The organism is Vibrio sp. 1F169 (genome assembly GCF_041439605.1).
Lineage (GTDB): Bacteria > Pseudomonadota > Gammaproteobacteria > Enterobacterales > Vibrionaceae > Vibrio > Vibrio tasmaniensis_A.
In genome coordinates, this window is record NZ_JBGOOI010000032.1 from 1 (window position 1) to 23,445 (window position 23,445).

Annotated in this window: 24 protein-coding genes; 5 read left to right on the forward strand and 19 right to left on the reverse strand. The window is 43.1% G+C overall.

Going from position 1 to position 23,445, the window contains the following annotated elements:
• Positions 1-612 precede the first annotated feature (612 nt).
• From ACED53_RS13415 to ACED53_RS13480, 14 genes are all read right to left on the reverse strand, one after another.
• Positions 613-1,749 (reverse strand): flagellin, encoded by a 1,137-nt coding sequence (locus tag ACED53_RS13415; protein WP_017100665.1) that lies wholly within the window; start codon positions 1,747-1,749, stop codon positions 613-615.
• Positions 1,750-2,149: 400 nt separating this feature from the next.
• Positions 2,150-3,340, reverse strand: coding sequence for a flagellar hook-associated protein FlgL (gene flgL, locus ACED53_RS13420; RefSeq protein WP_017100666.1), 1,191 nt, complete (start codon positions 3,338-3,340; stop codon positions 2,150-2,152).
• 9 nt (positions 3,341-3,349) lie between these two features.
• Positions 3,350-5,230: a flagellar hook-associated protein FlgK gene (gene flgK, locus ACED53_RS13425; protein ID WP_017100667.1), complete on the reverse strand. Its 1,881-nt coding sequence runs from the start codon at positions 5,228-5,230 to the stop codon at positions 3,350-3,352.
• Positions 5,231-5,450: 220 nt separating this feature from the next.
• On the reverse strand, positions 5,451-6,392 hold the full coding sequence (flgJ, locus tag ACED53_RS13430; RefSeq protein ID WP_017100668.1) for a flagellar assembly peptidoglycan hydrolase FlgJ: 942 nt from the start codon (positions 6,390-6,392) through the stop codon (positions 5,451-5,453).
• Positions 6,393-6,402: 10 nt separating this feature from the next.
• Positions 6,403-7,494, reverse strand: coding sequence for a flagellar basal body P-ring protein FlgI (locus ACED53_RS13435; RefSeq protein WP_017056857.1), 1,092 nt, complete (start codon positions 7,492-7,494; stop codon positions 6,403-6,405).
• Between the two features lie 93 nt (positions 7,495-7,587).
• Positions 7,588-8,364: a flagellar basal body L-ring protein FlgH gene (gene flgH / locus ACED53_RS13440; protein ID WP_012603427.1), complete on the reverse strand. Its 777-nt coding sequence runs from the start codon at positions 8,362-8,364 to the stop codon at positions 7,588-7,590.
• 71 nt (positions 8,365-8,435) lie between these two features.
• Positions 8,436-9,224: a flagellar basal-body rod protein FlgG gene (gene flgG, locus ACED53_RS13445; RefSeq protein WP_009848570.1), complete on the reverse strand. Its 789-nt coding sequence runs from the start codon at positions 9,222-9,224 to the stop codon at positions 8,436-8,438.
• A gap of 21 nt (positions 9,225-9,245) precedes the next feature.
• Complete coding sequence (gene flgF / locus ACED53_RS13450; protein ID WP_009848571.1) at positions 9,246-9,995, reverse strand: flagellar basal-body rod protein FlgF; 750 nt, start codon at positions 9,993-9,995, stop codon at positions 9,246-9,248.
• A 270-nt stretch (positions 9,996-10,265) separates the two neighbouring features.
• Entirely contained in the window at positions 10,266-11,570 is a 1,305-nt protein-coding gene (gene flgE / locus ACED53_RS13455; RefSeq protein ID WP_017100669.1) for a flagellar hook protein FlgE, read from the reverse strand.
• Positions 11,571-11,615: 45 nt separating this feature from the next.
• Positions 11,616-12,326: a flagellar hook assembly protein FlgD gene (gene flgD, locus ACED53_RS13460; RefSeq protein WP_009848573.1), complete on the reverse strand. Its 711-nt coding sequence runs from the start codon at positions 12,324-12,326 to the stop codon at positions 11,616-11,618.
• Positions 12,327-12,343: 17 nt separating this feature from the next.
• The gene (gene flgC, locus ACED53_RS13465; RefSeq protein WP_009848574.1) at positions 12,344-12,757 is read right to left on the reverse strand and encodes a flagellar basal body rod protein FlgC; all 414 of its coding nucleotides are present in this window, start codon (positions 12,755-12,757) and stop codon (positions 12,344-12,346) included.
• A gap of 4 nt (positions 12,758-12,761) precedes the next feature.
• Positions 12,762-13,157 carry a flagellar basal body rod protein FlgB gene (gene flgB, locus ACED53_RS13470; RefSeq protein WP_009848575.1) on the reverse strand — a complete coding sequence of 132 codons (396 nt, stop codon included), beginning with the start codon at positions 13,155-13,157 and terminating at the stop codon, positions 12,762-12,764.
• A 255-nt stretch (positions 13,158-13,412) separates the two neighbouring features.
• Complete coding sequence (locus tag ACED53_RS13475) at positions 13,413-14,240, reverse strand: protein-glutamate O-methyltransferase (protein ID WP_009848576.1); 828 nt, start codon at positions 14,238-14,240, stop codon at positions 13,413-13,415.
• Between the two features lie 11 nt (positions 14,241-14,251).
• Positions 14,252-15,178: a chemotaxis protein CheV gene (locus ACED53_RS13480; protein WP_009848577.1), complete on the reverse strand. Its 927-nt coding sequence runs from the start codon at positions 15,176-15,178 to the stop codon at positions 14,252-14,254.
• Positions 15,179-15,254: 76 nt separating this feature from the next.
• Between ACED53_RS13480 and flgA the strand changes: the two genes are divergently transcribed.
• The 3 genes from flgA to ACED53_RS13495 all read left to right on the forward strand — a co-directional run bounded on the left by flgA (position 15,255) and on the right by ACED53_RS13495 (position 16,987).
• Positions 15,255-16,001 (forward strand): flagellar basal body P-ring formation chaperone FlgA, encoded by a 747-nt coding sequence (flgA, locus tag ACED53_RS13485; RefSeq protein WP_012603426.1) that lies wholly within the window; start codon positions 15,255-15,257, stop codon positions 15,999-16,001.
• Between the two features lie 177 nt (positions 16,002-16,178).
• A complete protein-coding gene (gene flgM / locus ACED53_RS13490; RefSeq protein ID WP_029225445.1) occupies positions 16,179-16,496 on the forward strand; it encodes a flagellar biosynthesis anti-sigma factor FlgM in 318 nt (105 codons plus the stop codon).
• Between the two features lie 65 nt (positions 16,497-16,561).
• A complete protein-coding gene (locus ACED53_RS13495) occupies positions 16,562-16,987 on the forward strand; it encodes a flagella synthesis protein FlgN (RefSeq protein WP_009848580.1) in 426 nt (141 codons plus the stop codon).
• A 253-nt stretch (positions 16,988-17,240) separates the two neighbouring features.
• Here ACED53_RS13495 and flgP read toward each other — a convergent pair whose 3' ends face one another.
• Both flgP and ACED53_RS13505 read right to left on the reverse strand, forming a co-directional pair.
• The gene (flgP, locus tag ACED53_RS13500) at positions 17,241-17,672 is read right to left on the reverse strand and encodes a flagellar assembly lipoprotein FlgP (protein ID WP_017099642.1); all 432 of its coding nucleotides are present in this window, start codon (positions 17,670-17,672) and stop codon (positions 17,241-17,243) included.
• A gap of 9 nt (positions 17,673-17,681) precedes the next feature.
• A complete protein-coding gene (locus ACED53_RS13505; protein ID WP_012603422.1) occupies positions 17,682-18,317 on the reverse strand; it encodes a FlgO family outer membrane protein in 636 nt (211 codons plus the stop codon).
• A gap of 192 nt (positions 18,318-18,509) precedes the next feature.
• On the opposite strand from ACED53_RS13505, the gene ACED53_RS13510 reads away from it, so the two are divergent.
• Both ACED53_RS13510 and ACED53_RS13515 read left to right on the forward strand, forming a co-directional pair.
• Positions 18,510-19,643 carry a flagellar assembly protein FlgT gene (locus ACED53_RS13510; protein WP_017099641.1) on the forward strand — a complete coding sequence of 378 codons (1,134 nt, stop codon included), beginning with the start codon at positions 18,510-18,512 and terminating at the stop codon, positions 19,641-19,643.
• Positions 19,644-19,782: 139 nt separating this feature from the next.
• Positions 19,783-20,289 (forward strand): hypothetical protein, encoded by a 507-nt coding sequence (locus tag ACED53_RS13515; RefSeq protein ID WP_009848584.1) that lies wholly within the window; start codon positions 19,783-19,785, stop codon positions 20,287-20,289.
• A gap of 333 nt (positions 20,290-20,622) precedes the next feature.
• On the opposite strand, the gene ACED53_RS13520 is transcribed toward ACED53_RS13515, so the two are convergent.
• Genes ACED53_RS13520 through ACED53_RS13530 form a run of 3 tightly spaced genes read right to left on the reverse strand, consistent with a single transcriptional unit; the run spans position 20,623 to position 23,381 of the window.
• Entirely contained in the window at positions 20,623-21,864 is a 1,242-nt protein-coding gene (locus tag ACED53_RS13520; protein WP_017099640.1) for an NAD(P)/FAD-dependent oxidoreductase, read from the reverse strand.
• 24 nt (positions 21,865-21,888) lie between these two features.
• Complete coding sequence (locus tag ACED53_RS13525) at positions 21,889-22,962, reverse strand: methyltransferase (RefSeq protein WP_017099639.1); 1,074 nt, start codon at positions 22,960-22,962, stop codon at positions 21,889-21,891.
• Positions 22,963-22,991: 29 nt separating this feature from the next.
• Positions 22,992-23,381 carry a hypothetical protein gene (locus tag ACED53_RS13530; RefSeq protein WP_017099158.1) on the reverse strand — a complete coding sequence of 130 codons (390 nt, stop codon included), beginning with the start codon at positions 23,379-23,381 and terminating at the stop codon, positions 22,992-22,994.
• Positions 23,382-23,445 lie beyond the last annotated feature (64 nt).

The window sequence follows — 23,445 nt, forward strand, 5'->3', positions numbered from 1 at the left end:
CTTCCGACGTCTCGGAAAACCAAGTAGTTATCTCTAAGTTACTTTTAATAACGGCTCAAAATTCAGAAGCTTTAGAAAAACTTTCAAAAAACCACAAATTAAATATTAAAATCAAATTTATCAGACACTTAAAATTTCACATTTTTTATAACAGTGGCAGCCTTCAATTGAGAATGCATTTAAAAGTGTTCAAAAAACACACTAATCACTGTTTGAGTTATCCTATATAGAGAAATGAATAGTCGCCAAAGAGCTCAGATTGGTATGCTTCTTATACAAAGAGTTGAGTTGTTTGTCGTGAAACAAATAAGTGAGATCGAGGTTTTGCGGATTTGAAAGGTAAACTAGACGATCTAAAAGAAAATAAAAGTGTAGAAATAGAAAGGAAAAAGCCCCTTTCCCTGTTAAGGAAACGGGGCTAGTTGGCGTGTCAGAGCCTGTGCGGAGATCATCGAGAAATGAACACATTTCCGACGCGCCGTTGCATTCTTACCGTAAAAATGGATAGCAGGTGAGAGATGAGAGAGCTAAACACCCGATAGTAAGTATGCTTGCCAGTTTCCCTTGCTACGCAGTTCACGTCTGAACACGAGTAGCAAGTTCAACCAATAACTATTGCAATAGTGATATTGCAGAGTTAGGCAACTGTTTTGCTTGAGCAAGTATTGATGTACCTGCCTGTTGCAGAATTTGAGCTTTGGTCATTTGCGTTGTCTCTTTCGCAAAGTCTGTATCTTTGATTCGGCTGTTTGAAGCGTCTACGTTCTCTTGAACATTTGCCAAGTTATTAATACTGTGGCTTAAACGGTTCTGCTTCGCACCCAAATCAGCACGCTGTGAATCGACATACTGCATCGCAGAATCAATTACACCGATTGCGTTTTGTGAACCAGCAACGGTATTCAAGTCGATATCCTGAACCAATGAAGTTCGACCTTCACTTTTAAGGCCTAGCTCAGAGGCTAAACTGCCCGAGATCGACATCGCGCCTTCTAAATCAGGTTCCGCAACAAATATTTGCATGCGACCTTCATCCGTCACAGACGCATTCACTAGATCAGATTGGCCGTTAATGTAAGTTGCTAGTTCTTCGATATCTTCACCCACTTTGGCGCTTATATCGAGAACAATGGCTTCACCCGCTTTAGTTTTAAATTCAAACTTAAGGTCTTTTGCTGTTGGTGGAACTTCCCAACTATTGTCTTTAGCGTGTTCAGAGTCGAACGTCGTTCCTCCCATGCGGAAGTCATCAGCACGAATACTGGTTAACGCCATGATCATAGCTTCACCAGAGTTTGAACCAATCTGGAATGAAGCTTCACCGAATGAACCATTCAATAGACGACGGCCACCGAAAGCAGTGGTCTCTGCGATACGGTTAAGCTCATCTTGAAGTGCCATTGTCTCTTCGTTTAGCGCTTGACGCTCTGCCGGAGAGTTGGTGCCGTTTGATGATTGAATCGCCAAGTCACGCATGCGTTGTAATACGTTCGTTGATTCATTCATCGCACCTTCTGCTGTCTGAGCAATCGAAATACCATCATTAGCATTACGCATTGCTACATCCAGACCACGTGATTGCGCGGTTAAGCGGTTCGAGATTTGCAGGCCTGCCGCATCATCTTTTGCGCTATTGATTTTATGACCTGATGACAAACGCTCCATAGAAGTCGCTAAGTCATTAGACGATTTATTCAAGTATCGCTGTGCTGTCATAGCAGATACGTTAGTGCTTACATTAATAGCCATATTGCTCTCCTTATGAGTTCGCAAAGTCACTGCGAAGCGGCCAGCTTTACTCTCATATGGATAAGCACTGACCGTGTATTACGCGATAAACCCTAGATAAGGTTTAAGATCTGTATTAATCATTTATGAAAATTATAAAAGCATGTTGTGTGCCAACTTTTATTTTAATTCCAATAAACCTAAAATAAACATAAAAAACAAACACTTACCCCCCCCTCCCATAAGAGCTAATTATATCAAGTCGAGAAAATAAGATATTGATATCTCTCGTTGCCGTTTTTTGCCGCTATTTTTCAAACATGCCACACTGAACAAAAAAGTGGCAATCCATAGAATTATTCGCACATATGGCATAGCACATACGGCAGAGAATTAACCCCAGATTAACGGCTGTTCATAGCTAAATATAATTAAACAAGGTCAGGTCTTTCGTCTTGCCAAACGCTTGTTGTGAAGCTTGTAGCGCTCGAGAGTTTTCATTGAATTCAATGATGGCTTTCGAATAGTCCAAGTCTTCAAAATTGCTTTTTGCTTTCGCTAAAGACAACTTAAAATCTTCATGTTGCTGCTCTTGAATATCCAATGTACTCAAACGAGCACCGACATCCGTTCTCGCCTTAGTCAAATGAATAAACGCGGCATGAAATTCTTCGGTCATTTGGTGCAACTTTGCCGTTGCCGATGCATCTGATACAGGATTTTCTGCCTGTTCGGCGGTCTCTTTGAACGTATCAAAGATAGAGAATGTCTCTCTCGGCTCTAAAGTGATCGAGTCACCTTTCGTGATCTGTCCTTTGAATTGGATATTCAAACCTTCATAAACAACTCCCTTCGAAGGGTCAAAATCTTCTGCAGCAACCACTGCACCGTCTTTTTCAAGCTGATAAGCGAACTTGCCCGTCTGCATATCAACAAAAGTGACTTTATAAGTTGCACTATCGTCAGCTGTATTAGTTGCACGCCCTAGCAATAACTCAGAGGCTGGTTCAAGGTCATACTGAGGTTCGTAATCACCGAACGGGTTATCTATTTCCATAAACAACTTACTGCCCGGATCGTTCATTGCCATTTCAAAGCTCGTTGCTACTCGCATCTTTCTTTGATAGTCATCACCTTGATAAGAAACATTCCCTTCATTATCTTGAAAAAATGGCTGGCTCTTGGGCTTGGTTCCTGAAAATGTGTAGTTACCTGACTCATCTTGAGTATTCGCTAAATGTAGAAGATTATTCGATAACTCTTGAATTTCACGTTTCTTCGCTAAGCGGTCTTCCGGAGAAAGTGCACCGTTAATCATTTCCATCACGGTTCGTTTTGCTTCATCCGCGAACCCTTCCGAGTTGGCGACCATGACTTCATGATGTTCAAGGCGGTTTCTAATTAGAGTGATCGCATCGACATACTGTTTAAGTTGCTCAGATTGCTGGCCGATGTTTTGTAAATAATGCGTCGCCAAAGGATCATCACTCGCCGACTGTAATTTCTTACCGGAAGCCAGTTGTGCTTGATTATGATGCACCTTGTTTTCTTGGCGGCGAAAGTCATTTTGTACTGACTGATAATTATGAAAGCTAGAAATACGAGTCAACATTTATATCTCCTACCTCAAAGCCAAAATAGTATTAAACGTATCATTGGCGGCTTGCATGATGCGTGAAGAAGCCATGTACGCTTGCTGAAATTTCATCATATTTGCTGCTTCTTCATCTAGGTTCACCCCAGAGACTGAAGCAATACGTTCTTGAGCTGACTCTTTTTCTAGCCTAGCAATATCACTCAAGCGATTTGCCGTTGAAGATTTCAAGCCCGTATTGGTATTCAAGTTGTGGTAAAGATCTAAAATAGTAGACTCACCATCATCCAAGACTTTGTCTGTTTGGAGATCTTGCAATTTACGCAAGTTGCCATTGTCACCTTCTGATGGGACAAGGTTTGCCGTAAATTTATCGTTTGCCACCGCGCCCGGTGTAAGTTCAAACGTTGTGCCATTAATTGTCACAGGGCCTTGTGGTGGATACGGTTGAGGCTGCATAAGTATGTTGCCCTTAGGATCGGTAACTGCAAACTGTTCGCCCTTTGGTGACACTATCACTTCAAATTCTCGTAATTGACCTGCCGCCAAAATTTTGAAACCTGCAGTGCCTTTGGCAAAGGTAGTTGATGCCTCATAGCTTTGCGCCGCAATATCTTTAGGGTCTTTGGTTTCCATCTGAATCTGCGCGGCAAAGTTGCGAGTTGGGCGTAGTAAAAGCTTCTCACCCAGTTCAGGCGGATTTCGAATTTCCACTCGCATGCCATCTAAATAAAAGGCATTGCCGGTTGAATTAGTGCTAACTTTTACCGTTTCACCATCTGGCTTAATCACCACATAATCGCTGCCATCGTATTTCAGACCATACTCGCCGCCTTTCAGAGCAGAAGTATCATCAATATAAACCGCGACATCCGCTTTAGACTGTCCATGAGCAGTAACACGAGACTTAGCCACTAACTCAGAGTTCACATCGGTAAACAGGTTTTTACCTACATTGCCATTGAGATCCAAACCTTGCGATTGCAGTGCATTGACCTCGTATGAAAACGCGGTCGCCAAACGACCAAGCTCATCCATAACTGCAGGAATATGTTCATCACGCATGTCTAACATCGCGCCGATTTGTCCATCAATATCGCGGTTAGTAATCGCCTTTAATGACTTTCCTTCAACGATAGCAAGACGACGCTGATGTGCATCTGGTACGCCATCGATCATTTTCAGTTGGCTCGCTTCTGTACCAGAAACTAAGGTATGACCATTACCGACATGGACATTAAACCCTTCATTATTAGCTCGTGGTGTCACCGTCACTTTAGTGTAACCAGAAAGCTCATTAACTAGCTGTTCGTGTTGATCTTGTAGATCATTATGAGGTCCGGGAGTTCGTACCATTAGTCGCTGAAGATCACGGATCTCGTATGCAATTTGGTTAACTCTCTCGATACCCATGTCTAATTTCTTATTCGCAGAATCAGACTGTTGACGAACGGTTTCATGAAATTCATTTAACGTTTTACTTAATAACCCAGCTTTTTCTATGACGACTTTTCGTGTACCCACATCATTCGGGGTATCAGCGAGCGTCTTAACAGAATCAAACCACTCATTAAGGTTCTCTGGGATCTTCTTCGAAACAACCGATGACAACATGCTTGACAGCATATCCAGGTTAGCTTCGGTATCCGCTTTGTTAGCGGCATTGGTTGTTGATAAGTTAAGTTCCTTGACGGCAAACTGGTCCCACGAGCGGCGAACATTTTCCACATGCACACCCATACCGTAGGTTTGACCACCGTACTGGCGCGGGTCATTCACACCTTGAACCACAGACTGGCGGCTATAGCCTTCTGTGTTGGCGTTAGAAATGTTATGACCTGTGGTGTTTAGCTGTCTCTGAGCAGTAAGAACACTTTGTGCTCCTACATTCAGAAGATCCGACGCCATAATGCCCCCAAAAAACTTAACAAAATCAGCATGAACTGATTAACTACTACAGCTTATTATTAAGATATTTAGCAATATATGTGCCAACAGAAACAACGGAGAGTTAAAAGACAATAATTTATTGAAGTGTAAGGAGAAAACTATGGATGGCGCGTAAGACTGAAGGGGCGGATAAGAAAAGAGCCTGCCGGTGGCAAGCTCTCGAGTGCATTCAATAACGCTATTTCATCTCATCAATCTTAGCTTTAACTCGTAAAACTTTGTCGGCATAGTTAGGGTCGGTTGCGTAACCCGCCTGGTGAATGCCTTTGATGAAATTCTCAGAGTTACCTTGATGCTGCAATGCCGTTTCGTATCTTGGGTTTTCGTTCAAGAACTTCACGTAATCATTAAAGCTATCTTCGAAATTAGAGTAAGAACGGAAAGAAGCAGACTCTTTAACGGCTGTTTTACCATGGAACTCTAGAGTTTGAGTAGCAACCTTATCGCCCTTCCAACTTCTATCAGCTTTGATGTTGAATAGGTTGTTGCTGTTGCCCAAAGAGTTCTTAATCATCATAGAACCCCAACCTGTTTCAAGTGCCGCTTGTGCCAATAGCAGTGATGAATCAACACCGAGTGCGCTCGCCGCTTTTTCAGCGTAAGGCTTCATTGAGGCAACAAACGATTCTGGAGAATCAAAGGAAACTGGTTGTTTTGCTGCTGACACGTCTGTTGCTGACATAGCTTGCGCAGATTGAACTTCAGGTGATCTATCTTGTGAACGACCAGAGTACTGCGGTCTTTGCAGTGAAGTATCAAAGCCTTCATTGCGAACCTTATCTTCAGTTGCATCATTTGCTTGGCCAGCACTTAACTGAGCTACGATCATGTCCGCAAGACCGAGCGAACCAGATGCACTGAGTTCACTCGCCATCTGGTCATCTTGCATCTGACGATAAAACTGTTCATTCTGGCTGTTCAACATATCTGACTTAAAGCTCGAGTTCGCATCGCGCATCGACTTAAACAACATCGAGGTAAAAATAGATTCAAACTGTTTTGCTGCAGCGGTTAGCGCTTCTTTTTCACTGCCTTCTTCACCGCTTACCGCTTGTTGACGAAGACGGTCTAGGCTACCAATATCGTGGATAAAGCCGATGTCATTGTTATTTTTAATCATGCTTTACCCCTTAAATAATGATCAACTGACCTTCAATTGCACCCGCTTGTTTCAGTGCTTGAAGGATTGCCATTAAATCAGAAGGTGCGGCGCCGACTTCATTGACAGCGCGTACCAAATCATCAAGCGTTAAACCGGGTTCGAACTTGAACATTTTACCATCGGCTTCGGTTACTTCGATGTCCGAATCAGGAACGACTACCGTTTGACCACCAGAGAATGCGTTAGGTTGACTCACGTTTAGATTTTCTTTGATTGCGACTGTCATGCCGCCGTGTGTTACTGCTGCTGCTTTTAAGCGCACATGCTTACCAACAACAATAGTACCGGTACGAGAGTTAACAATGATTTTTGCAGAGCCCTCTGCAGGGTCAAATTCGATGTTTTCGATGGCAGACAAGAAAGCCACACGTTGGCTGATTTCACGTGGCGCACGAACTTTTACAGAAGTCGCATCGACCGCAGACGCCATTTGAGGGCCTAGGAAATTATTAACCGCATCAGCTAAACGCTGAGCCGTAGTAAAATCAGATTGGATTAAGTTGAAAGTGATGTAGTCACCACGACCAAATGGGGTTGGGATTTCTTGCTCTACCGTCGCACCGCTAGAGATGATACCGACGTTAGGGTTATTACCAACGAGCTTAGAACCATCGTTGCCTTGAGCACTAAAACCACTCACAACCAAATTACCTTGTGCCACAGCGTACACTTGACCGTCTAGACCTTTAAGAAAAGTCTGCAGCAAAGTACCACCACGAAGGCTTTTTGCTGAACCAATAGACGACACCGTTACGTCTACTTCCTGACCTTGCTTAGAGAATGCCGGAAGTTCAGCGGTAACGATTACCGCCGCAACGTTTTTGGTTTTTGGCTTGGTGCCAGGCGGCAATTGAATGCCAAAATTTTGCAGCATTGCGTTAAACGTTTGATCGGTAAAGGGAGTTGTCTCACCGGTGCCCGGCAAACCTGTGACCAAACCATAACCGACAAGTTGGTTACTACGAACACCCGCTACTTTTGCCACGTCTTTTATACGCGCGGCATGAGCACTGGTGGCAAGAAATAGCATGCCGAAGAGTACGAGTGTCAGTTTTTTCATTGAGTAACCTGTCTGTATTGCTTTAATTTATAATGAGTTAGCTTGAAATTAGATAATTCTTAAAGTGCCAGTATGTCGACACAGTCTCAAGCTCTACAAAGATACATTAAAGAATCGTGCCAAGAACCCAGGTTCTTGCATATCTTTCTGCACACCCGTACCTGAGTACTGAATTCGTGCATTCGAAACACGGTTCGAAGCAATGGTATTCTCAAAGTCGATATCGTCAGGGCGGATGGTGCCACTTAAGCGAATGTACTCATCACCCGTATTCAACGTCATCCACTTTTCACCGCGAACCACTAGGTTGCCATTAGCTAATACTTCAATAACTTCAACGGTAATGTAACCGCTAATGCTGTTACTTTGGTTAGCTGATGCATCTCCAGCAAAGGTGTTGGTGTTACTCAGATCGTAAGAAAAGTTGTATTTACCAAGTTCTAGATTTTCACCACCTACAGCTAACGGTTCCATCGATGCATCGTTCGATTTAGACATATCTGCATTAGCTTTTTTAGTCGCTCGCGTATTCTCATCTAACGCAACTGTAATAATGTCACCAATACCGCGAGGTTTTGAGTCGTCATACATGCTACCAATGTGGTTAGCATTGAACAGTGAGCCTGTTGCTGCCGCATAATGCTCTTGTTTTTTCTTCGGGTTAATTGGCGCCCATGCAGGATCACCAGCAATAGGGTCCGTTCTATCTCGAAGTGTGTCGATAATACCAGAGCTTTCCTGGGCAGCCTTGTCGCCTTCTACAGCATCAACCACAGTCGTTGCGTTCTCTTGCGCCGGAGTTTCAATTGGCTCCAGTGTGGTACAACCCGTCATAGATAAAAACAGAGCTAAACAAACAATACGTTTCATGGCGATGTACTCTCAGCAGACAATAGTAAACAGAACGATTAAAAGAAATAAGTAAACAGCGAATTAACCAGCTACAGCTGTTGGTTAACGAAGCTCATCATCTTATCTACCGCCGAGATAACTTTTGAGTTCATTTCGTATACACGTTGAGCTTCGATCATGTTAACCAACTCTTCAGTTACGTTTACATTAGATGCTTCAAGCATAGACTGACGAACATTACCTAAGCCATTCAACCCCGGAACGCCCTCTTGCGGGTCACCACTTGCACCTGTAGGCAAGTAAAGGTTTTGGCCAATGGGCTCTAAACCACCTGGGTTTACGAAATCAGTAATGGTGATTTGACCAACCACGACGTTGTCTTGCTGACCACGTAGACGAACCGACACCTCACCATCGTTACCAACCGTTACCGAGATCGCGTCTTCAGGAATAACGATTTCGGGTTGTAGGGCATAACCTTGACCCGATGTTACGATCGCACCGTCACCGTTCAATGTGAACTGACCATTACGGCTGTAACCTGTTTCACCGTCTGGCATCTCAACTTGGAAGAAACCGTCGCCTTCAATCATCATATCTAGACTATTCGACGTTGTTTGTGCGTTACCGTGAGTGTGCACCTTTTGAGTTGCAACTACCTTAGAACCAGCACCCAACATCAAACCACTTGGCAACTCAGTATTCTGAGACGATTGGCCACCTGGTTGGTTAATATTCTGATAGAACAAATCTTCAAACACCGCACGGCTCTTTTTAAAACCAATGGTTGAGGCGTTGGCAAGGTTGTTTGAAATTGTTGAAATATTGGTTTGTTGGGCGTCTAAACCGGTTTTACTTACCCATAATGCTGGATGCATAGCAATTTCCTTAAAATTCTATTAGCTCATACGAAGCAGTGAATCAGACGACTTGTCCATTTCCTCTGCTGTGCTCATCATCTTGACCTGCATTTCAAACTGACGTTGTAAGTCAATTAAGCTGGTCATTTCACCTACGGCATTTACGTTACTGCCTTCGATAGCACCTTTAAGCAACGTTACCGCTGCATCTGCTTCGTATGCCTGATCTGGGTTTTTCGAACGGAAGAGGCCATTCGTATCTTTAAACAAGCTTTGGTTATCTGGACGCACAAGCTTGATACGATCAACTACGGCTAATTCTTCAGCTGGAGCGCCTTGAGGAATCACCGAAATCGTACCATCTGTACCAATTTCTACTTTACTGATTGGGATTGGGAGCGTGATTGGTGCGTCGTTTTCACCAAGCACTAAATGGCCACTTGCGTTGGTAAGCAAACCGTTTTGGTCAACCCTTAGGTTACCGTTACGGGTTAAACCTTCACGGCCAGTATTGTCCATTACTGAAATCCAACCATCACCTTGAATGGTGACATCGAGATCTCGGCCAGTAGTAACCACACTACCCTGAGCGAAATTATGACCCGGACGCTCTGTCATGCTGAAAACACGAGTAGGCATGCCTTCGCCATACGCTTGCATTGAACGTGCCTGTGCTAAATCAGCACGGAAACCCGTTGTACTTACGTTGGCGAGGTTGTTTGAACGCAGCTGCAAAGCCTGCATATTTTGCTTAGCGCCACTCATGGCAAGAAACAGTGCGCGATCCATAATTTTGCTCCAAAAAATCATTTTCTGGAACTAATAAAGCAAACACTATGCCAACATTTTTAACTGTTATTTATCAAAAACTTAAATGAAAAAACAACAAAAAAGACTGATCGCAAAGGATCATTGAGGAAGAATTGTTGCCAGAGGCATTACCGGGCGGCAATAGGGGCGGCAAATAGACAAGCAAGCAGCCATACGTAATTCACCAACAATACCCAATTCAATAACATTGAATTGGGTATTCGCAGATGATTCAAACGCTCGAAACGATTAACGAATCTGAAGAATATTCTGTTGTAGTTGGTTGTGTACTTCTAGAGAACGAGAGTTCGCTTGGAAGTTACGTTGAGCAGAAATCAAATCAACCAATTCTTGAGTCATATCGATATTCGACTGCTCTAGTGAGCCATTGTTGATACTACCAAATGAACCTTTATTTGATTCACCCCAGATTTTATCACCTGAAGCCTTAGTAGAATCCCATTGAGTGCCGCCTTTCTTATCTAGACCATGTTCATTAGGTACACGAACTAAACCTACGCGGCCTAGTATCACATTTTCACCGTTTGAGTAACTGCCTAGAACACTGCCGTACTCATCGAAATCGATTTTGGTTAAGAAACCAGTTGTCGCGCCATCTTCATCAAACCTAGACAGTTCGAATGGAGCGGCAAACTGAGTTGAAGAATCCAGACCAAAGTTAAGTACCTGTGTCGGATCTGCGCCGTTCAAATCAACTGCGTTCTCACCAGCGCCGATTGGATCAGATAGAATTGGCTGACCACTGTTAAGGCTTGCTAAGGTACCGTCATTGTTGAATTTCATGGTGTGACCAACATGACCTGCTGAATTCGTCGCGTCGCCACCAGTAATGTTTACCGGCTTCTCGCCCGTTTCATCTGACATGGTGTAGTACGTTTGCCAAGTATTCGGTTGAGTCTGATCTTTTAGGTAGTAAGTCGTTAACTTGTAAGACTGTCCCATAGAATCGTAGACCGTCGAAGACGTTGCACGGTTATAGGTATCTGGATCTTTGAAATCAAATGTTGCCGGGTCTTTAAGATCACCGTTCGCAGGAAGGTTAACCCCTACTTCAATGTTTTCTGTCTGTTTAGGCTTACCAAACTCAGCTGGAATGTCGAGAGGCTTTGGTGCATAAGAAAGAACTTCACCCGAGTTTGGATCGACATCATAACCTAAAAGAAACTCATCATTGGCCGTAACCATGTAGTTGTCTTTGTTTAGGTGAAATGCACCATTACGCGTTAGTTCATTGATCTCTGGCACCATACGGTCTTTCGATACTGCAAAGAAACCTGTACCACTTACACGCAAGTCCATTGGGTTATTCGTATAGATACTTGAACCTTCATGGAACTGTTGTGCCACTTGGCTAGCTTGCGCACCGCCTCCTGGCGTCGTTTTTGCGTTAGTGAACAACGAGCTTGAGTAAACATCCCCGAACTCCGCACGAGACTCTTTAAAGCCAAATGTGTTTGCGTTCGCAATGTTGTTACTGGTTGTATTCAGGTCTAACTGTGCAGCGGATAGACCGCTTAAAGATACATATGACATTCCAATATTCTCCTAATCTAGCTAGCATAATCACTCTAAAAAGAGCTACGCTTTACCAACTTCTAGTACTTCAGCAAGTCGTACTGGCGATGTAAAACCAGCCAGATTGAGTAGTACGTTGCCATCGCCTTTACCAAGAAGCACACTGTTCACGTTCGCATAACTCGACACTTGGAACTCTGTGTTCTCACCTTCCAATAAACCCGACGCTTTCACGTTGTATTTACCGGCCGGCAATGGATTACCGTCTTCGTCTTTTCCGTCCCACTCAACACGCGTGTCACCAGATGGTTTTGAGCCGATATCAAAAGTGCGAACCAATTGGCCAACTTCATTCTCAACACGGACCATTACATTGTCCATTGCCTGAGGAAGCTTAACCATTGACGCCATACCGCCATCACCTTGTTTCACACCTGCCGCTCCAGGAACCAATACATCGCGGCCAACCAAAGAAGATGCCTGCAGTGCTTGGTTAGAGGTCATTGATGAATTCAAGCTTTCAAACTGTGTATTCATTTTGCCAATGCCATCTACGGTCGCAAATGAAGCCATTTGCGCAATCATCTGGTCATTGCTAACCGGCTTAAAAGGGTCTTGTTGTGCAAGTTGCTTAGTCAACAACGATAAGAAGTCATCTTGTTTAAGATCTTGCTTACCTGTCGTTTCATCGGGCTTCTTAGCACCATCTTGAAGACTCTTCAGCTGGTCAACATAGGACAAGCCGCTTTGACCAACATTGTTGATTCCAGCCATTTGCTACCTCCTTATCCTTATTGACCCATCTGCAGCGTACGCAGCAGCATTTGTTTACTCGAGTCAGCAACCTGTACGTTTGTTTGATACGCACGTGATGCTGAAATCATGTTTGCCATTTCTTCCATAACGTTCACGTTAGGCTTATAGATGTAGCCTTCGTTGTTCGCTAACGGGTGATCTGGGTTGTACTCCGCATTCAGCGGTTTATCGCTTTCTACGATACCTAATACTTTTACTGGCACAGTGTGACCACTATTACGTGCCTGATTTAACTCAGCGCCAAACACTGCGTGACGAGCCTTGTAAGTGTCTTTAGCAGAGCTACTTACACTGTCTGCGTTAGCAAGGTTACTTGAGGTAGTATTTAGACGAACAGATTCAGCACTCATCGCAGAACCAGTCACATTGAATACATTAAATAAGCTCATCTAGTTATTCCCCTTTTATCGCTTTAGTTAAATTCTTGAACTTACTTCCTAAGAAGTCGAGAGAGGCTTGATGCCTAATTTGGTTTTGCATGAAAAGATTTCGTTCCAAATCCAAATCAACCGTATTGCCATCTCCAGTATCAGGTTGCGTAGGAATTCGATACTTCGTTTCCCCATTCACCGTTGTTGAGGCAGAAATATGCCGACCGTCTGTTCGGCTAAGACCAATGCTTGCCCCAGAACTTGCCGCCTGCAGTGATTTATTAAAGTCTAATCCCTTTGCTTTATACCCAGGCGTGTTAGCTTGCGCGATATTGGTGGAAAGCACCTCAGCGTTACGCTCACGTACACCAACTGTGTGCTGGTGAATGCCTAAAGCATTGTCAAAAGAAATAGCCATGTAAACCTCAACTCAAGAACTGACTGTCATGAAATAACCCAAGCAATATATATACCAACTTTAAAAATAAAGTGGCCGACCATTACTTTTACAGGTTACTCGTGGGTAAACTTGCAATATACAAGCCAACAAATAGAGTAAATTGGAATGTCACTCTGACTTAAAGATATAGATTAAATGAGAAAAAGAAAACCCAGCACTTGGCTGGGTTTTAAATTTGGACAGTAATATTGCACCTTAAAGTGGTGACACTAATTACTTTAATTTGTAGATGATGCCTGGATTACAGCGAACCATTTCAAAACGATCCGTTAAGCCGGTTAACGATTCAGACGCACCCAATAACAGGTAACCACCAGGGTTCAGGCTATTTGCCATCTGGTTAAGTACTTTTGACTTCATATCCGGAGAGAAATAAATCAACACGTTACGACAAAAGATAATGTCGAATTTGCCTAACAGTGCATAGCTCTCCATCAAGTTCTGAGGACGGAAGTTTACCATTCGCTTAACGTTGTCTTTCACTTTCATACGACCATCGCCAGCATCTTCAAAGAAAGTGCGACGGCGCTCAGGAGAAAGTCCTCGGCCCAAGGCAAGGTTGTCATAAGCGCCAGTGCGGCACATATCTAACATACTTGCTGAAATATCAGTAGCGGTAATCGATACATTTGGCAACATACCCGGCTTACGTGCTTGGGTCTCAAGTATCGTCATAGCCATTGAGTATGGTTCTTGACCTGAAGAGCTTGCCGCAGACCAAATCTTGATAGGACGTTTATTTGCCGCTATTTCCGGTAGAAGTTTATCCGCTAGTACAGCAAACGGATAAGTATCTCGGAACCAAAGTGTCTCGTTAGTCGTCATAGCATCCACTGCCGCCACTCTCAACTCACGGTTTCGACCTGTCACTACATCTCTTAGCAAATCAGACAATGAAGCAACATTAAACTTCGTTACTAATGGGCTTAAACGACTGCGCACTAAATACTGCTTACTGTCACCTAATACAATGCCACATTGAGATTCTAAGAAACGGCTGAAATCGCGATACTCTTGATCACTTATTGTTATAGCAGTCATTAATGTCTCTTTTAGTTAGTTAACGCAGCTTTAACCGCGCCACCAAGCTCATCAGGATTGAATTTCGCGATGAAGGAGTTAGCCCCTACACGCTCAACCATGGCTTGGTTAAATACACCACTCAATGATGAGTGCAAAATTACGTATAAATCTTTTAGTTCTGCGTGACGACGAATCTCAGCAGTCAGCGTGTATCCATCCATTTCAGGCATTTCAATATCTGAAATCACCAATGAAATTTGATCGTAAATACTGCCTTCCGATGCCATTTTCATCAGAGTCTCATAGGCTTCTTTACCATCTTTGACAGCAATGACCTCAAAACCAATAGATTCTATAGCACGTTGAACCTGCTTACGAGCAACCGTCGAGTCATCAGCAATCAAGATTCGGCGAACCAATTCTTTCTCTTGTTCAACTTCTGCAATTTCCTCTGCGATTCTGCTATCCATGGTTTCATCAACAGGTGAGATCTCAGCAAGAATCTTTTCAACATCCAGAATTTCAACCAATTCATTATCGATGTTGGTTACCGCTGTTAGGTAATTATCTTTACCTGAACCATCTGGTGGTGGAAGAATAGCTTCCCAGTGCATATTAACAATTCTATCTACAGAGCTTACGAGGAATGCTTGGATAGTACGGTTAAATTCAGCAATCACCACAAAGCACTTATCGATATCAGATGTAGGACGTCCGCCTACCGCTAGGCTCAAATCAATGACAGAAACTGTCTGACCACGAATATGAGCCACACCTTTTACGAGATGATGTAAATTTGGCATTAAAGTCAGACGAGGGCATTGTAAAACCTCTTTCACTTTAAATACATTAATACCGTAACGCTGACGCCCCATTAGGCGAAAGGTTAGTAATTCTAATCGGTTTTGACCGACGAGTTGCGTACGCTGATTCACTGAATCAAGAATACCCGTCATGAGCTCATCTCCATATCAAACTTTTTGGATAGAAAGTGTTAGTCTACTGCAGGCTACGAACCACTAGAGAAATAAAATGACATATCATAAAGCAAACATATATCTTTTTTCCATAGCTATGTGTAGAACTATTTTTAAAACTGTCGCTAAGTTTATCGGCATTCTAACAATATTGTTTAGTTTTTTTACACACGCGGCAACGCCGGAACAAATTGACATGATCCAATCAGCGGCTGAGCAACACATCCTTGACTCGGTGGAGCAACCGCGAGGCGGTGAACTTTTTGTTAATTCCGCTAATGTAGACTCTAGAATCAAAGCAACAAATTGTCCTATCCCCCTTGAGACAAGTGCCTCTACAACAACCAACACTCGCAGCAGCATTACTGTTTTAGTTCGTTGTGTTCCTGATGAATGGCGTGTTTACGTGCCAGTGCGCCTTTCAATGTCAGTACCACTTGTCACAACGACTCGTTCACTGGCGAGAGGCGAAATTGTCGGTCAATACGACGTCACAACTGCGATGATCTCTCTCAACAAATTTCGTCGCCAAGGCTTTACCACTCCACAACAAGTCATCGGTGCTAAGGTAAAAAAGAACCTAAGACCCGGTGATGTTGTCGAAAGAGGCGATATTTGTGTCGTATGCCGAAATGAGAAGGTTATCATACAGGCAGTAAAAGGTGGCATGACCATTACCACCAAAGGTACTGCACTTACCGATGGCTCAATGGGTGATCAAGTTAGGGTGAAAAATGACAAATCACAGCGTATAATCGAAGGTATTGTTACCAGCATGTCTGAAGTCACGGTTTACTTTTAACACTTCACTTTAAAGTGTCGGTATCGTTAGCGCTTTTATTCTCAACTCTAACATCCAATTATAACGGTTGAGGTGTTTGGTTCGTTTTCGACTATTGAGCTAAAAATTGCTAAAGTATTCTCACCCATGGTCGATATTGACTGTACAGGTTCCCATTTTGAAGAAAAAGGCTTAACTATGGCAGGTATTGATAATATTCGTTCAGGGCAAACCCTAGCGAGCACTAACCGCTCAGCAGTGCGCTCTGATTCTAAGTCTGAGGCATCAAGAGCTGATGTGTCATCTAAATCACCCGCAAGCAAAGATGCGGTTTCACTAAGCCAACAAGGCAAGGCGATTGGTCAACTCCATCAAGAGATGGCAGCACAACCAAGTTTCGATTCAGTGAAAGTCGCGGCAATAAAAGAAGCGATCGCAAATGGCTCATACACTGTTGATCCAGAAAAGTTGGCCGACAACATGATGAAATTTGAAAACGAATTAAAAGGTCTTTAAGCAAACGTTAGCTTTTAAATAAAGTTATTATCTTAAAGTACACGAGGTTATTAGTAGGTTACATTATGGCGGCACTAGCAGATTTAGTTAATTTCCAACTTCAAAATGCCAAAGCCTTATCTGAATTATTGAGTTCAGAGAAAATCGCTATTACAAGCCGACAATCGAGCGATATTGAGCGAATAGCCAAAGAGAAAGTGGTTCTTGTTGAACAACTAAGATCAACCGATCAACGAATCGCTGCCCATACTAATATATCTGAACTAACCGAGAACCCTGAACTTGCTCAGTTAGTCGCAACCATCAAGTCCATAGTGCACGACTGCCATCAAGCGAACCTAGTAAATGGCGAAGCCTTGAATCGAGCACACCTTAGCTTCAAAAAACTCAGCAATATGATGCAGCAAAGTCACGGCAAAATTGGCATGACCTACAATGCCGGAGGCCAAACGCATACAATTTCTACGCTAGGAACCAACGTTAAAGCTTAGTTAGGTAAACCACCGCCCTCTCATATCTGTATCTGTATCTGTATCTGTATCTGTATCTGTATCTCAGCCTACCCTTCTCGTTACACCTATCAAAACGCCTATTAAGCCAGTGAATGTACTCCCCAAGCCAATAAACAAAAAAGCGGCAAGTACTTTAATACTTGCCGCTTTCTTATTCATAGCCGTTACTGGTTGCCGTTACGCCATCTGGAAAGCGAATAGCAGCCAATATAACAGGAGAAACATCCTTAAACTAGAACAACGTTTGTTGTCTCTTCTCAGGCACTGGTTGAACTTCGCCATAATTACGCAGTTGTTCCATTTTTCGGATATCTAACCGTAGTTCAGTCACATAGCTGTCGCCAACAGGGTAACTGCGCACCACTTCGGCACCACGGATAACACCATCAACCGCGCCTGAAGTTCTCTCAGTACCAAGACGCTGATCTTCAAGCTCAGCTCGACCACTCACGCGCATACCATACACTTGCTCGGCAAGTTCACGATACGCATCAATTTTAGAGGCTCTCATTGCTCGAATACGTTTCTCTTCGTCATTACGACCTTTCTGCTCGCTGACACTCGCGTAGCCAACCGCAACCAAAAAGTCATTAGGTCTCATGCTTTGTAATGGTTGGCAGCCGACAAGCAATAAAGCGGCAACAACAAATATTAACTTCTTCATCACGAACTCCTAAGGGCGAAGAATAACAGTATGAGGCTGACTGATCGTTGGATCAGAACGAATAATAACCCCATCTTGAGTTCGAATACTGTTCAGAGTATCTAAGTCACGACCAATACGGTCTGCAGGTAAAAAGCCTTGTGCGGAAGCAACAACGATGCGAGTTTGCATTCCGACCACACGAGCATTTACTAGAACACCGCCTTCTTGACGAAGCATAGTTCCAGTCAAAACATACTGGACGTCTTGCTCTTGGGCTAAGTCTTTCCAATCGCGGCTAATAGCAAAATCCCCCTGGTGGGTCACTTGGATAGAGCCTGTGGTTTTAAAATCAACCACTTTAAAACCTCGACGCTGAAACTGATGAATGAAACCTTCTGATACCGAGTTTCCTAACCAACTGGTTGTGTCCATGTGTTGCAGATCGACAAACGAGGTAATGGCAATGGGTGTTCTGGCTGAAATACTCGTATTCGACAAGATCAAATCTTCGGTCATGCTTTCCACGAAAAAATCCATGGTATGACGCGGGCTGTCCATCAACATAAACGGACTGCCTGAATACTCAGATTTACCGTTATAGATTGGCGAATAAGCGCATGATGTCATTAACATGACACTCATTACTACGAGCCATTTTTTCATTCTCTTATCTCCAGATATATTTAGTGCTTGCTGTTCCAATATGTTCTCGCCATGACTCTTTTCAATGGATTACAATGTTGGAACAATCTTTGCTTTTCATTAATGGTTCAGATTATGAAAAACGCACTTGAGTCAGCTTTAAGCTTATAGATATTTGTTAAGCAATATTTATACCCAACTGGTAACGAATAGATGAAAAAAATAATTTATTACTTATTTTCAATAAGTTTACTGACAACCATCAGCTTCAGTACTCATGCCTCTTGGTATGAAGTTACCGGTACTGCAACCATCGTATCGTCAGAGGATGCGGCAAGGGTTCATGCCCTAGAGGATGCCGTTTACAAAGCCATACAGTTCTCTGGCGCTGACATCGGCAGTATTGCAAACCTCACCCCCTACTTAGATGCAAAAAAGAAAGAATTTCAATTTACCAATCATGAAGTGCGCTACATCTTAGTAGAAAAAGAGAAGAAACGCGGTGGCAATATAATGGTCACTGCAAGGATAGACATCTACCCTTCGGCAAGTGCTTGCCATGAAAGCCAATATAAGAAGACGTTTTTGGTCGGTAATATTGATGTAAGCTCTCCACAACAAGCTGTGATGGGCCGAATCTATAACATTGGTGATGATTTTGGCCATGTCGTTAACCGACAACTGGCGCAAGAATCTCGCAGTTTTGTCTCTGTTGGCACAACAAATTACGACATAGACAAGCGTCGAGCGGAAGTGATCAAAATGATCGCACAAGATACGGGGGCACAGTACATCATAGGTGGTGACATCACCGACTTAACCGCAACCATTGAATCGAAGCTTTTGAAAGACGACATTATCAATCGCCAATTTGCGTTAGAAATGCAGGTATTCGATGGTAAAACAGGTCATCAGGTTTACAACCGAAGCTATCGCGAAGTAGCAAAATGGCCATTTGCGAAGACCAGTGAAATCGACACCCGCAGTGCTCGTTTCTGGGCATCAACCTATGGCAGCATGATGCTTCGTGTCAGTCGTAATATTATGTTGGATTTAGAATCGGAAGTATCTTGTAAAATCACGCTTCCTGAAGTTGCTGCTGTGTTTGGGAATATGGTGACCATTGATTTAGGCCGAATGCACGGTGTAGAACAAGGTGACAAACTTCAGCTTTGGCACACAGGTTCATTTATCGACCAAAGAGGCTTGCCACGCAATAAGGTCTCTCAAAGTGATATCACCCTGACGGTTTCTCGCGTTTATGAAAACGAAGCTGAACTCACCATTGATCAACCAAGCCTTGCGGGAAGTATTCAAATTGGTGATGTAATGCAGAAAATCATGTAGTTAGCAGCACCATCAACTCATGTTTTCTAATAAAGCCTTAGCAAAAGTACTAAGGCTTTATTTTTTTCATGAGGATTAGTTTCGGTTTCGCGGTATTTGTCGTAATCTTATTAATAACATAATCATCATTTAGCAAACTATGAGCCAGAATAATCTAATTGGTGCTACCGGTTACCGCTTTATCTCGAAAGGTAAGACCGCTTTTAAGATCCATATTCATACACCCGACGATACGGTATTACATCGTTCAGTTGGCTTTGTTCGTATGGGGGAAGACAAAGCACTCAAGAAAACCATCAAATTAAGAGATGAGCTAGGTAGACAGCTTTGGGGCAAGTTTTGGCCAAAGGTCCTCAAAGAGCCCTATCTCATGACACGTCTGCCTCATAGTTTAGAGCCTAAAATTGTATTTAAGCCTAATCCAACGCAGAGTGACCCTGAACATCGCGACGAGTGCTACATAGCGAAATGGCGTGTTTTCTCTGAGAATGGTGATTACAAATACAGAACGAAAGTATGTTCTATACGGAAACACGGTCGACTCGCAGCCTACAGCCAAACCAAACGAGCACTGCTTGAAGCTCACAAAGATGTGATTGAGCTGCTTATCTTTATGGGACGATTGAACAGCATTGATCTGAAGTAGTATCAACCTCGATAACTTCGTTAGAAACTTTGGATTCTGACGTACTGGAGTTGGTACTCGAGCTGAGAGGCTGATTATCAGATACAAAAACAGCCGCGCATTGCGGCTGTTTTGATTTATGGCTAACCATAGTGACCATTTAGCATGCTGTTATACCAATCACAGTAAGTAAGTGATCATAAATAGCGCAGGAAAAAGGCTTAAGAACAAGGCAGAAATTTTCGATAAGTAGTTATTCTACAATCAAAATTTCTAACGTAGTTATTGAGCGTTTTAACCAGCTAGGATGACCAGTTATTTACTACGATTGGTATTACATACTAAATAGACCATCTAGCTTCGGCATATCTCTGCCAGCGTCTTCAATCGACGTTTTGACTCGTTTACATAGGGGTTGCTTTGATCCCATGCGTAGCCCGCCAAAATCGAACATACCATTTGCTTTATCTTCTGGTTTGGTTCTTGATAGAAAATCACATCCTGAAGATCCCCCGAGTACCACCCTTCAACATACGTTCTGAAAGTATTTACCCCAATCATCAATGGTTCAGCGTATTCACGATCCCAGTCGACTTTCTCGCCATTGAGTTGTTTTTCCACACACTCAACCACAAACTGAGCCGACTTCATCGCAATAGTCACTCCCGATGAAAATACAGGGTCAAGAAATTCCCCTGCATTACCCAGTAATGCATACTTATCGGTTGCAAGATGTTTAACGTTGACAGAATAGCCACCAATTTCGCCTGCGGGATTTGGATACTCCGCATTTGCCAAAATCTCGGCCAAGCCCGACTCTTCTGTTGCCAGCTGCTTAATCGCCGAAATCTTGTCTTCTGGGTATGATTCAAAGAATTTAGGTTCCCCTACCACACCGAATGAAGAGACTCCGTTACTGAAGGGAATCAACCAATACCAAACATCAGGATTGGTTGGATGTACCGAGACCAAAATTTTACTGCGATCGTATTCAAGATCAGTATCCGTTGCTGAGATATGATCATTAATATGTGTGAAGATAGCTTTGCGCGGAGGAAGTCGTGATGGCTCTTCTAAATCGAGCATCTTGGGTAACACTCGACCAAAACCACTACCATCAAGGACGTATTGAGCCTCTAGCTGATAACGCTCTCCACCCTGTATTTGTACATCTAATATAGTACGGTCTTCAGCGAAGTTAATGCCTATCAGTTCATGTTGGTAATCAATGGTAACACCCTGCGCTTCAGCACAGTCTGCCATTACCTTATCAAAAGTACCTCGTTGAACCTGAAACGTCGTTCCCGGCCCAGAAGAGAACTTATCTTCAAAATTAAACGCCGTATAAACGCCATTTTTACGAAAAGCCGCGCCATCTTTAAATTGGAAGTTAGCATTAGCCACAGCTTCGCTCATGCCCGCTTGTTCGATCACTTCCATGCACGCTGGTAACAGGCTTTCACCAATAGAAAAACGGGGGAAAAGGCTTTTTTCAATCACTCGAACATCGATGCCTTTTTTATGAAGCAAAGACGCCGCAATAGACCCTGATGGGCCTGCTCCGATGATCACTACTTGAGTTGACAGTTTTTTCATTAATTTAAGCCATGTTTACCATGATTATTTCGCGCTAGCTTTCAGCTCCAGAAGCGTATGCCCAAGACCGATATCGTCGGTACGAGTCACCACATCAAAGCCAGCCTCTTCCACTATCTCTAGGAAATCTTCACTGCGGTAAAAGCGGCTGTTGCCGTTGGCCAAGCAAGTGAAGTAGAGAGACGTCGCATTTAAGCTATAAGAAGCCGCATCGTATTTCTGTGCATCCCAAAACAGTTCAAGGATATAAACAGTCGCGTCTTCTGACATATGAGAGCGAACACGCTTTAATATGCTAAGAATTTCCATTGGCGAGAAACAATCAAGGAACTGACTCATCCACCATACATCCGTACCTGTCGGCAGCGCTTGCTGTTTATCAAGCATGTTAGCGGGGAATGGAGTCACTCGATCTTGATGACCGTGCTGTGTTGCGTTTGCCATTGCCATTTCTAATTGCTGCGGCAAATCGACAATCGTCACCTCGACATCAGAGTCGTAGTTACAACATTGCATTGCCCACTTACCTGTATTACCGCCAATATCCACCAGCGATTTAAGCTTCTTACTGAAAACTTTCTCAAGCAACACAGGGAACGAACGATCTGAGTAGAAATGATCAAACTTAAACCAGCTCTCTTTTGCTTTTTCTGGTAATTGAGACAAACCTTGATAAATCGTTTCCCAATCACCCAGCTCTTTCAGGCCTGCAGGTGTACCTTCTTCTATGGCTTCGGTTAAATGCATCATCGCGGCATAACAAACATCAGCCGTGAAATCCATATTTGCGTTGGTCATGCCATCATGCAATAGATAAAAACCTAGGTTAGCCATTTTATAATGAGGCTTATCCCAAGTAACGATGTGAGCACTCAACGCCATATCAAGCAGAACTTTGATACCGTATTCGGATACACCCGTTGCTTGAGAAATAGTTTCAGCGGGTAAACCATCATTGCCCGCGTCATCTAACGCTTTCAAAATACCTAAATCACGAAGTGTACGAGCGGTATGAAAAACAATAGGAGCAAAAGACAATTTTTGCGCTTCTGTTTTTGCTTCTAATGCGTTAAATGGATCTAATTTATATTCCGACACGAAAAACCTAACTTTAAAATAATAGAGAGCTACATAGCAGCCATTTGTGCAAGCTTGCGTTTAATATCAACGTTCAAGTTATTAACCCAACGGTTGTAATTACGGTGTATTTCACCATCGTCGTACTTCAAATTCTCTGATTCGACGTAAAGAATAGAGTAAAACTTATCATTATATGGAATATCAACCACAGCATGATGTGAACGGACATACAGTTCAGCACGGATTAGGCCTGGCTTAATTTCTGAAACCAACCAACCTCGGTTCTCAGCAGACTCATAAATCGCTGATTTCACCTGTTTACTTTGAAGATTCAAAACAACTGGAGTATCCTCAACATTCATTACAGGTTGGACACGTCCACAGCCTGCAAGAACGAGTATAAATAACATTGAAACGGCTATTTTTAGTAATTTCATTTAAACTCCTTACCCGTGTTTATTTATAAGCATGCATAGTATTAGTTAGACCCAAAGTAAATCA

Bases quoted from the DNA above. Each gene is read 5' to 3' on its own strand.
- flgE (WP_017100669.1), bottom strand. From the start codon at position 11,570: ATGTCATATGTATCTTTAAGCGGTCTATCCGCTGCACAGTTAGACCTG.
- flgH (WP_012603427.1), bottom strand. From the start codon at position 8,364: ATGAAACGTATTGTTTGTTTAGCTCTGTTTTTATCTATGACGGGTTGT.
- flgJ (WP_017100668.1), bottom strand. From the start codon at position 6,392: ATGATTAAAAATAACAATGACATCGGCTTTATCCACGATATTGGTAGC.
- ACED53_RS13515 (WP_009848584.1), top strand. From the start codon at position 19,783: ATGAGCCAGAATAATCTAATTGGTGCTACCGGTTACCGCTTTATCTCG.
- ACED53_RS13480 (WP_009848577.1), bottom strand. From the start codon at position 15,178: ATGACGGGTATTCTTGATTCAGTGAATCAGCGTACGCAACTCGTCGGT.
- flgB (WP_009848575.1), bottom strand. From the start codon at position 13,157: ATGGCTATTTCTTTTGACAATGCTTTAGGCATTCACCAGCACACAGTT.
- ACED53_RS13505 (WP_012603422.1), bottom strand. From the start codon at position 18,317: ATGAAAAAATGGCTCGTAGTAATGAGTGTCATGTTAATGACATCATGC.
- flgF (WP_009848571.1), bottom strand. From the start codon at position 9,995: ATGGATCGCGCACTGTTTCTTGCCATGAGTGGCGCTAAGCAAAATATG.
- ACED53_RS13530 (WP_017099158.1), bottom strand. From the start codon at position 23,381: ATGAAATTACTAAAAATAGCCGTTTCAATGTTATTTATACTCGTTCTT.
- flgP (WP_017099642.1), bottom strand. From the start codon at position 17,672: ATGAAGAAGTTAATATTTGTTGTTGCCGCTTTATTGCTTGTCGGCTGC.
- flgG (WP_009848570.1), bottom strand. From the start codon at position 9,224: ATGCATCCAGCATTATGGGTAAGTAAAACCGGTTTAGACGCCCAACAA.
- flgM (WP_029225445.1), top strand. From the start codon at position 16,179: ATGGCAGGTATTGATAATATTCGTTCAGGGCAAACCCTAGCGAGCACT.
- ACED53_RS13415 (WP_017100665.1), bottom strand. From the start codon at position 1,749: ATGGCTATTAATGTAAGCACTAACGTATCTGCTATGACAGCACAGCGA.
- ACED53_RS13435 (WP_017056857.1), bottom strand. From the start codon at position 7,494: ATGAAAAAACTGACACTCGTACTCTTCGGCATGCTATTTCTTGCCACC.
- ACED53_RS13520 (WP_017099640.1), bottom strand. From the start codon at position 21,864: ATGAAAAAACTGTCAACTCAAGTAGTGATCATCGGAGCAGGCCCATCA.
- flgL (WP_017100666.1), bottom strand. From the start codon at position 3,340: ATGTTGACTCGTATTTCTAGCTTTCATAATTATCAGTCAGTACAAAAT.
- ACED53_RS13510 (WP_017099641.1), top strand. From the start codon at position 18,510: ATGAAAAAAATAATTTATTACTTATTTTCAATAAGTTTACTGACAACC.
- flgD (WP_009848573.1), bottom strand. From the start codon at position 12,326: ATGGCTGGAATCAACAATGTTGGTCAAAGCGGCTTGTCCTATGTTGAC.
- ACED53_RS13495 (WP_009848580.1), top strand. From the start codon at position 16,562: ATGGCGGCACTAGCAGATTTAGTTAATTTCCAACTTCAAAATGCCAAA.
- ACED53_RS13475 (WP_009848576.1), bottom strand. From the start codon at position 14,240: ATGACTGCTATAACAATAAGTGATCAAGAGTATCGCGATTTCAGCCGT.
- flgK (WP_017100667.1), bottom strand. From the start codon at position 5,230: ATGGCGTCGGATCTTCTGAATGTAGGAGCACAAAGTGTTCTTACTGCT.
- flgC (WP_009848574.1), bottom strand. From the start codon at position 12,757: ATGAGCTTATTTAATGTATTCAATGTGACTGGTTCTGCGATGAGTGCT.
- flgA (WP_012603426.1), top strand. From the start codon at position 15,255: ATGACATATCATAAAGCAAACATATATCTTTTTTCCATAGCTATGTGT.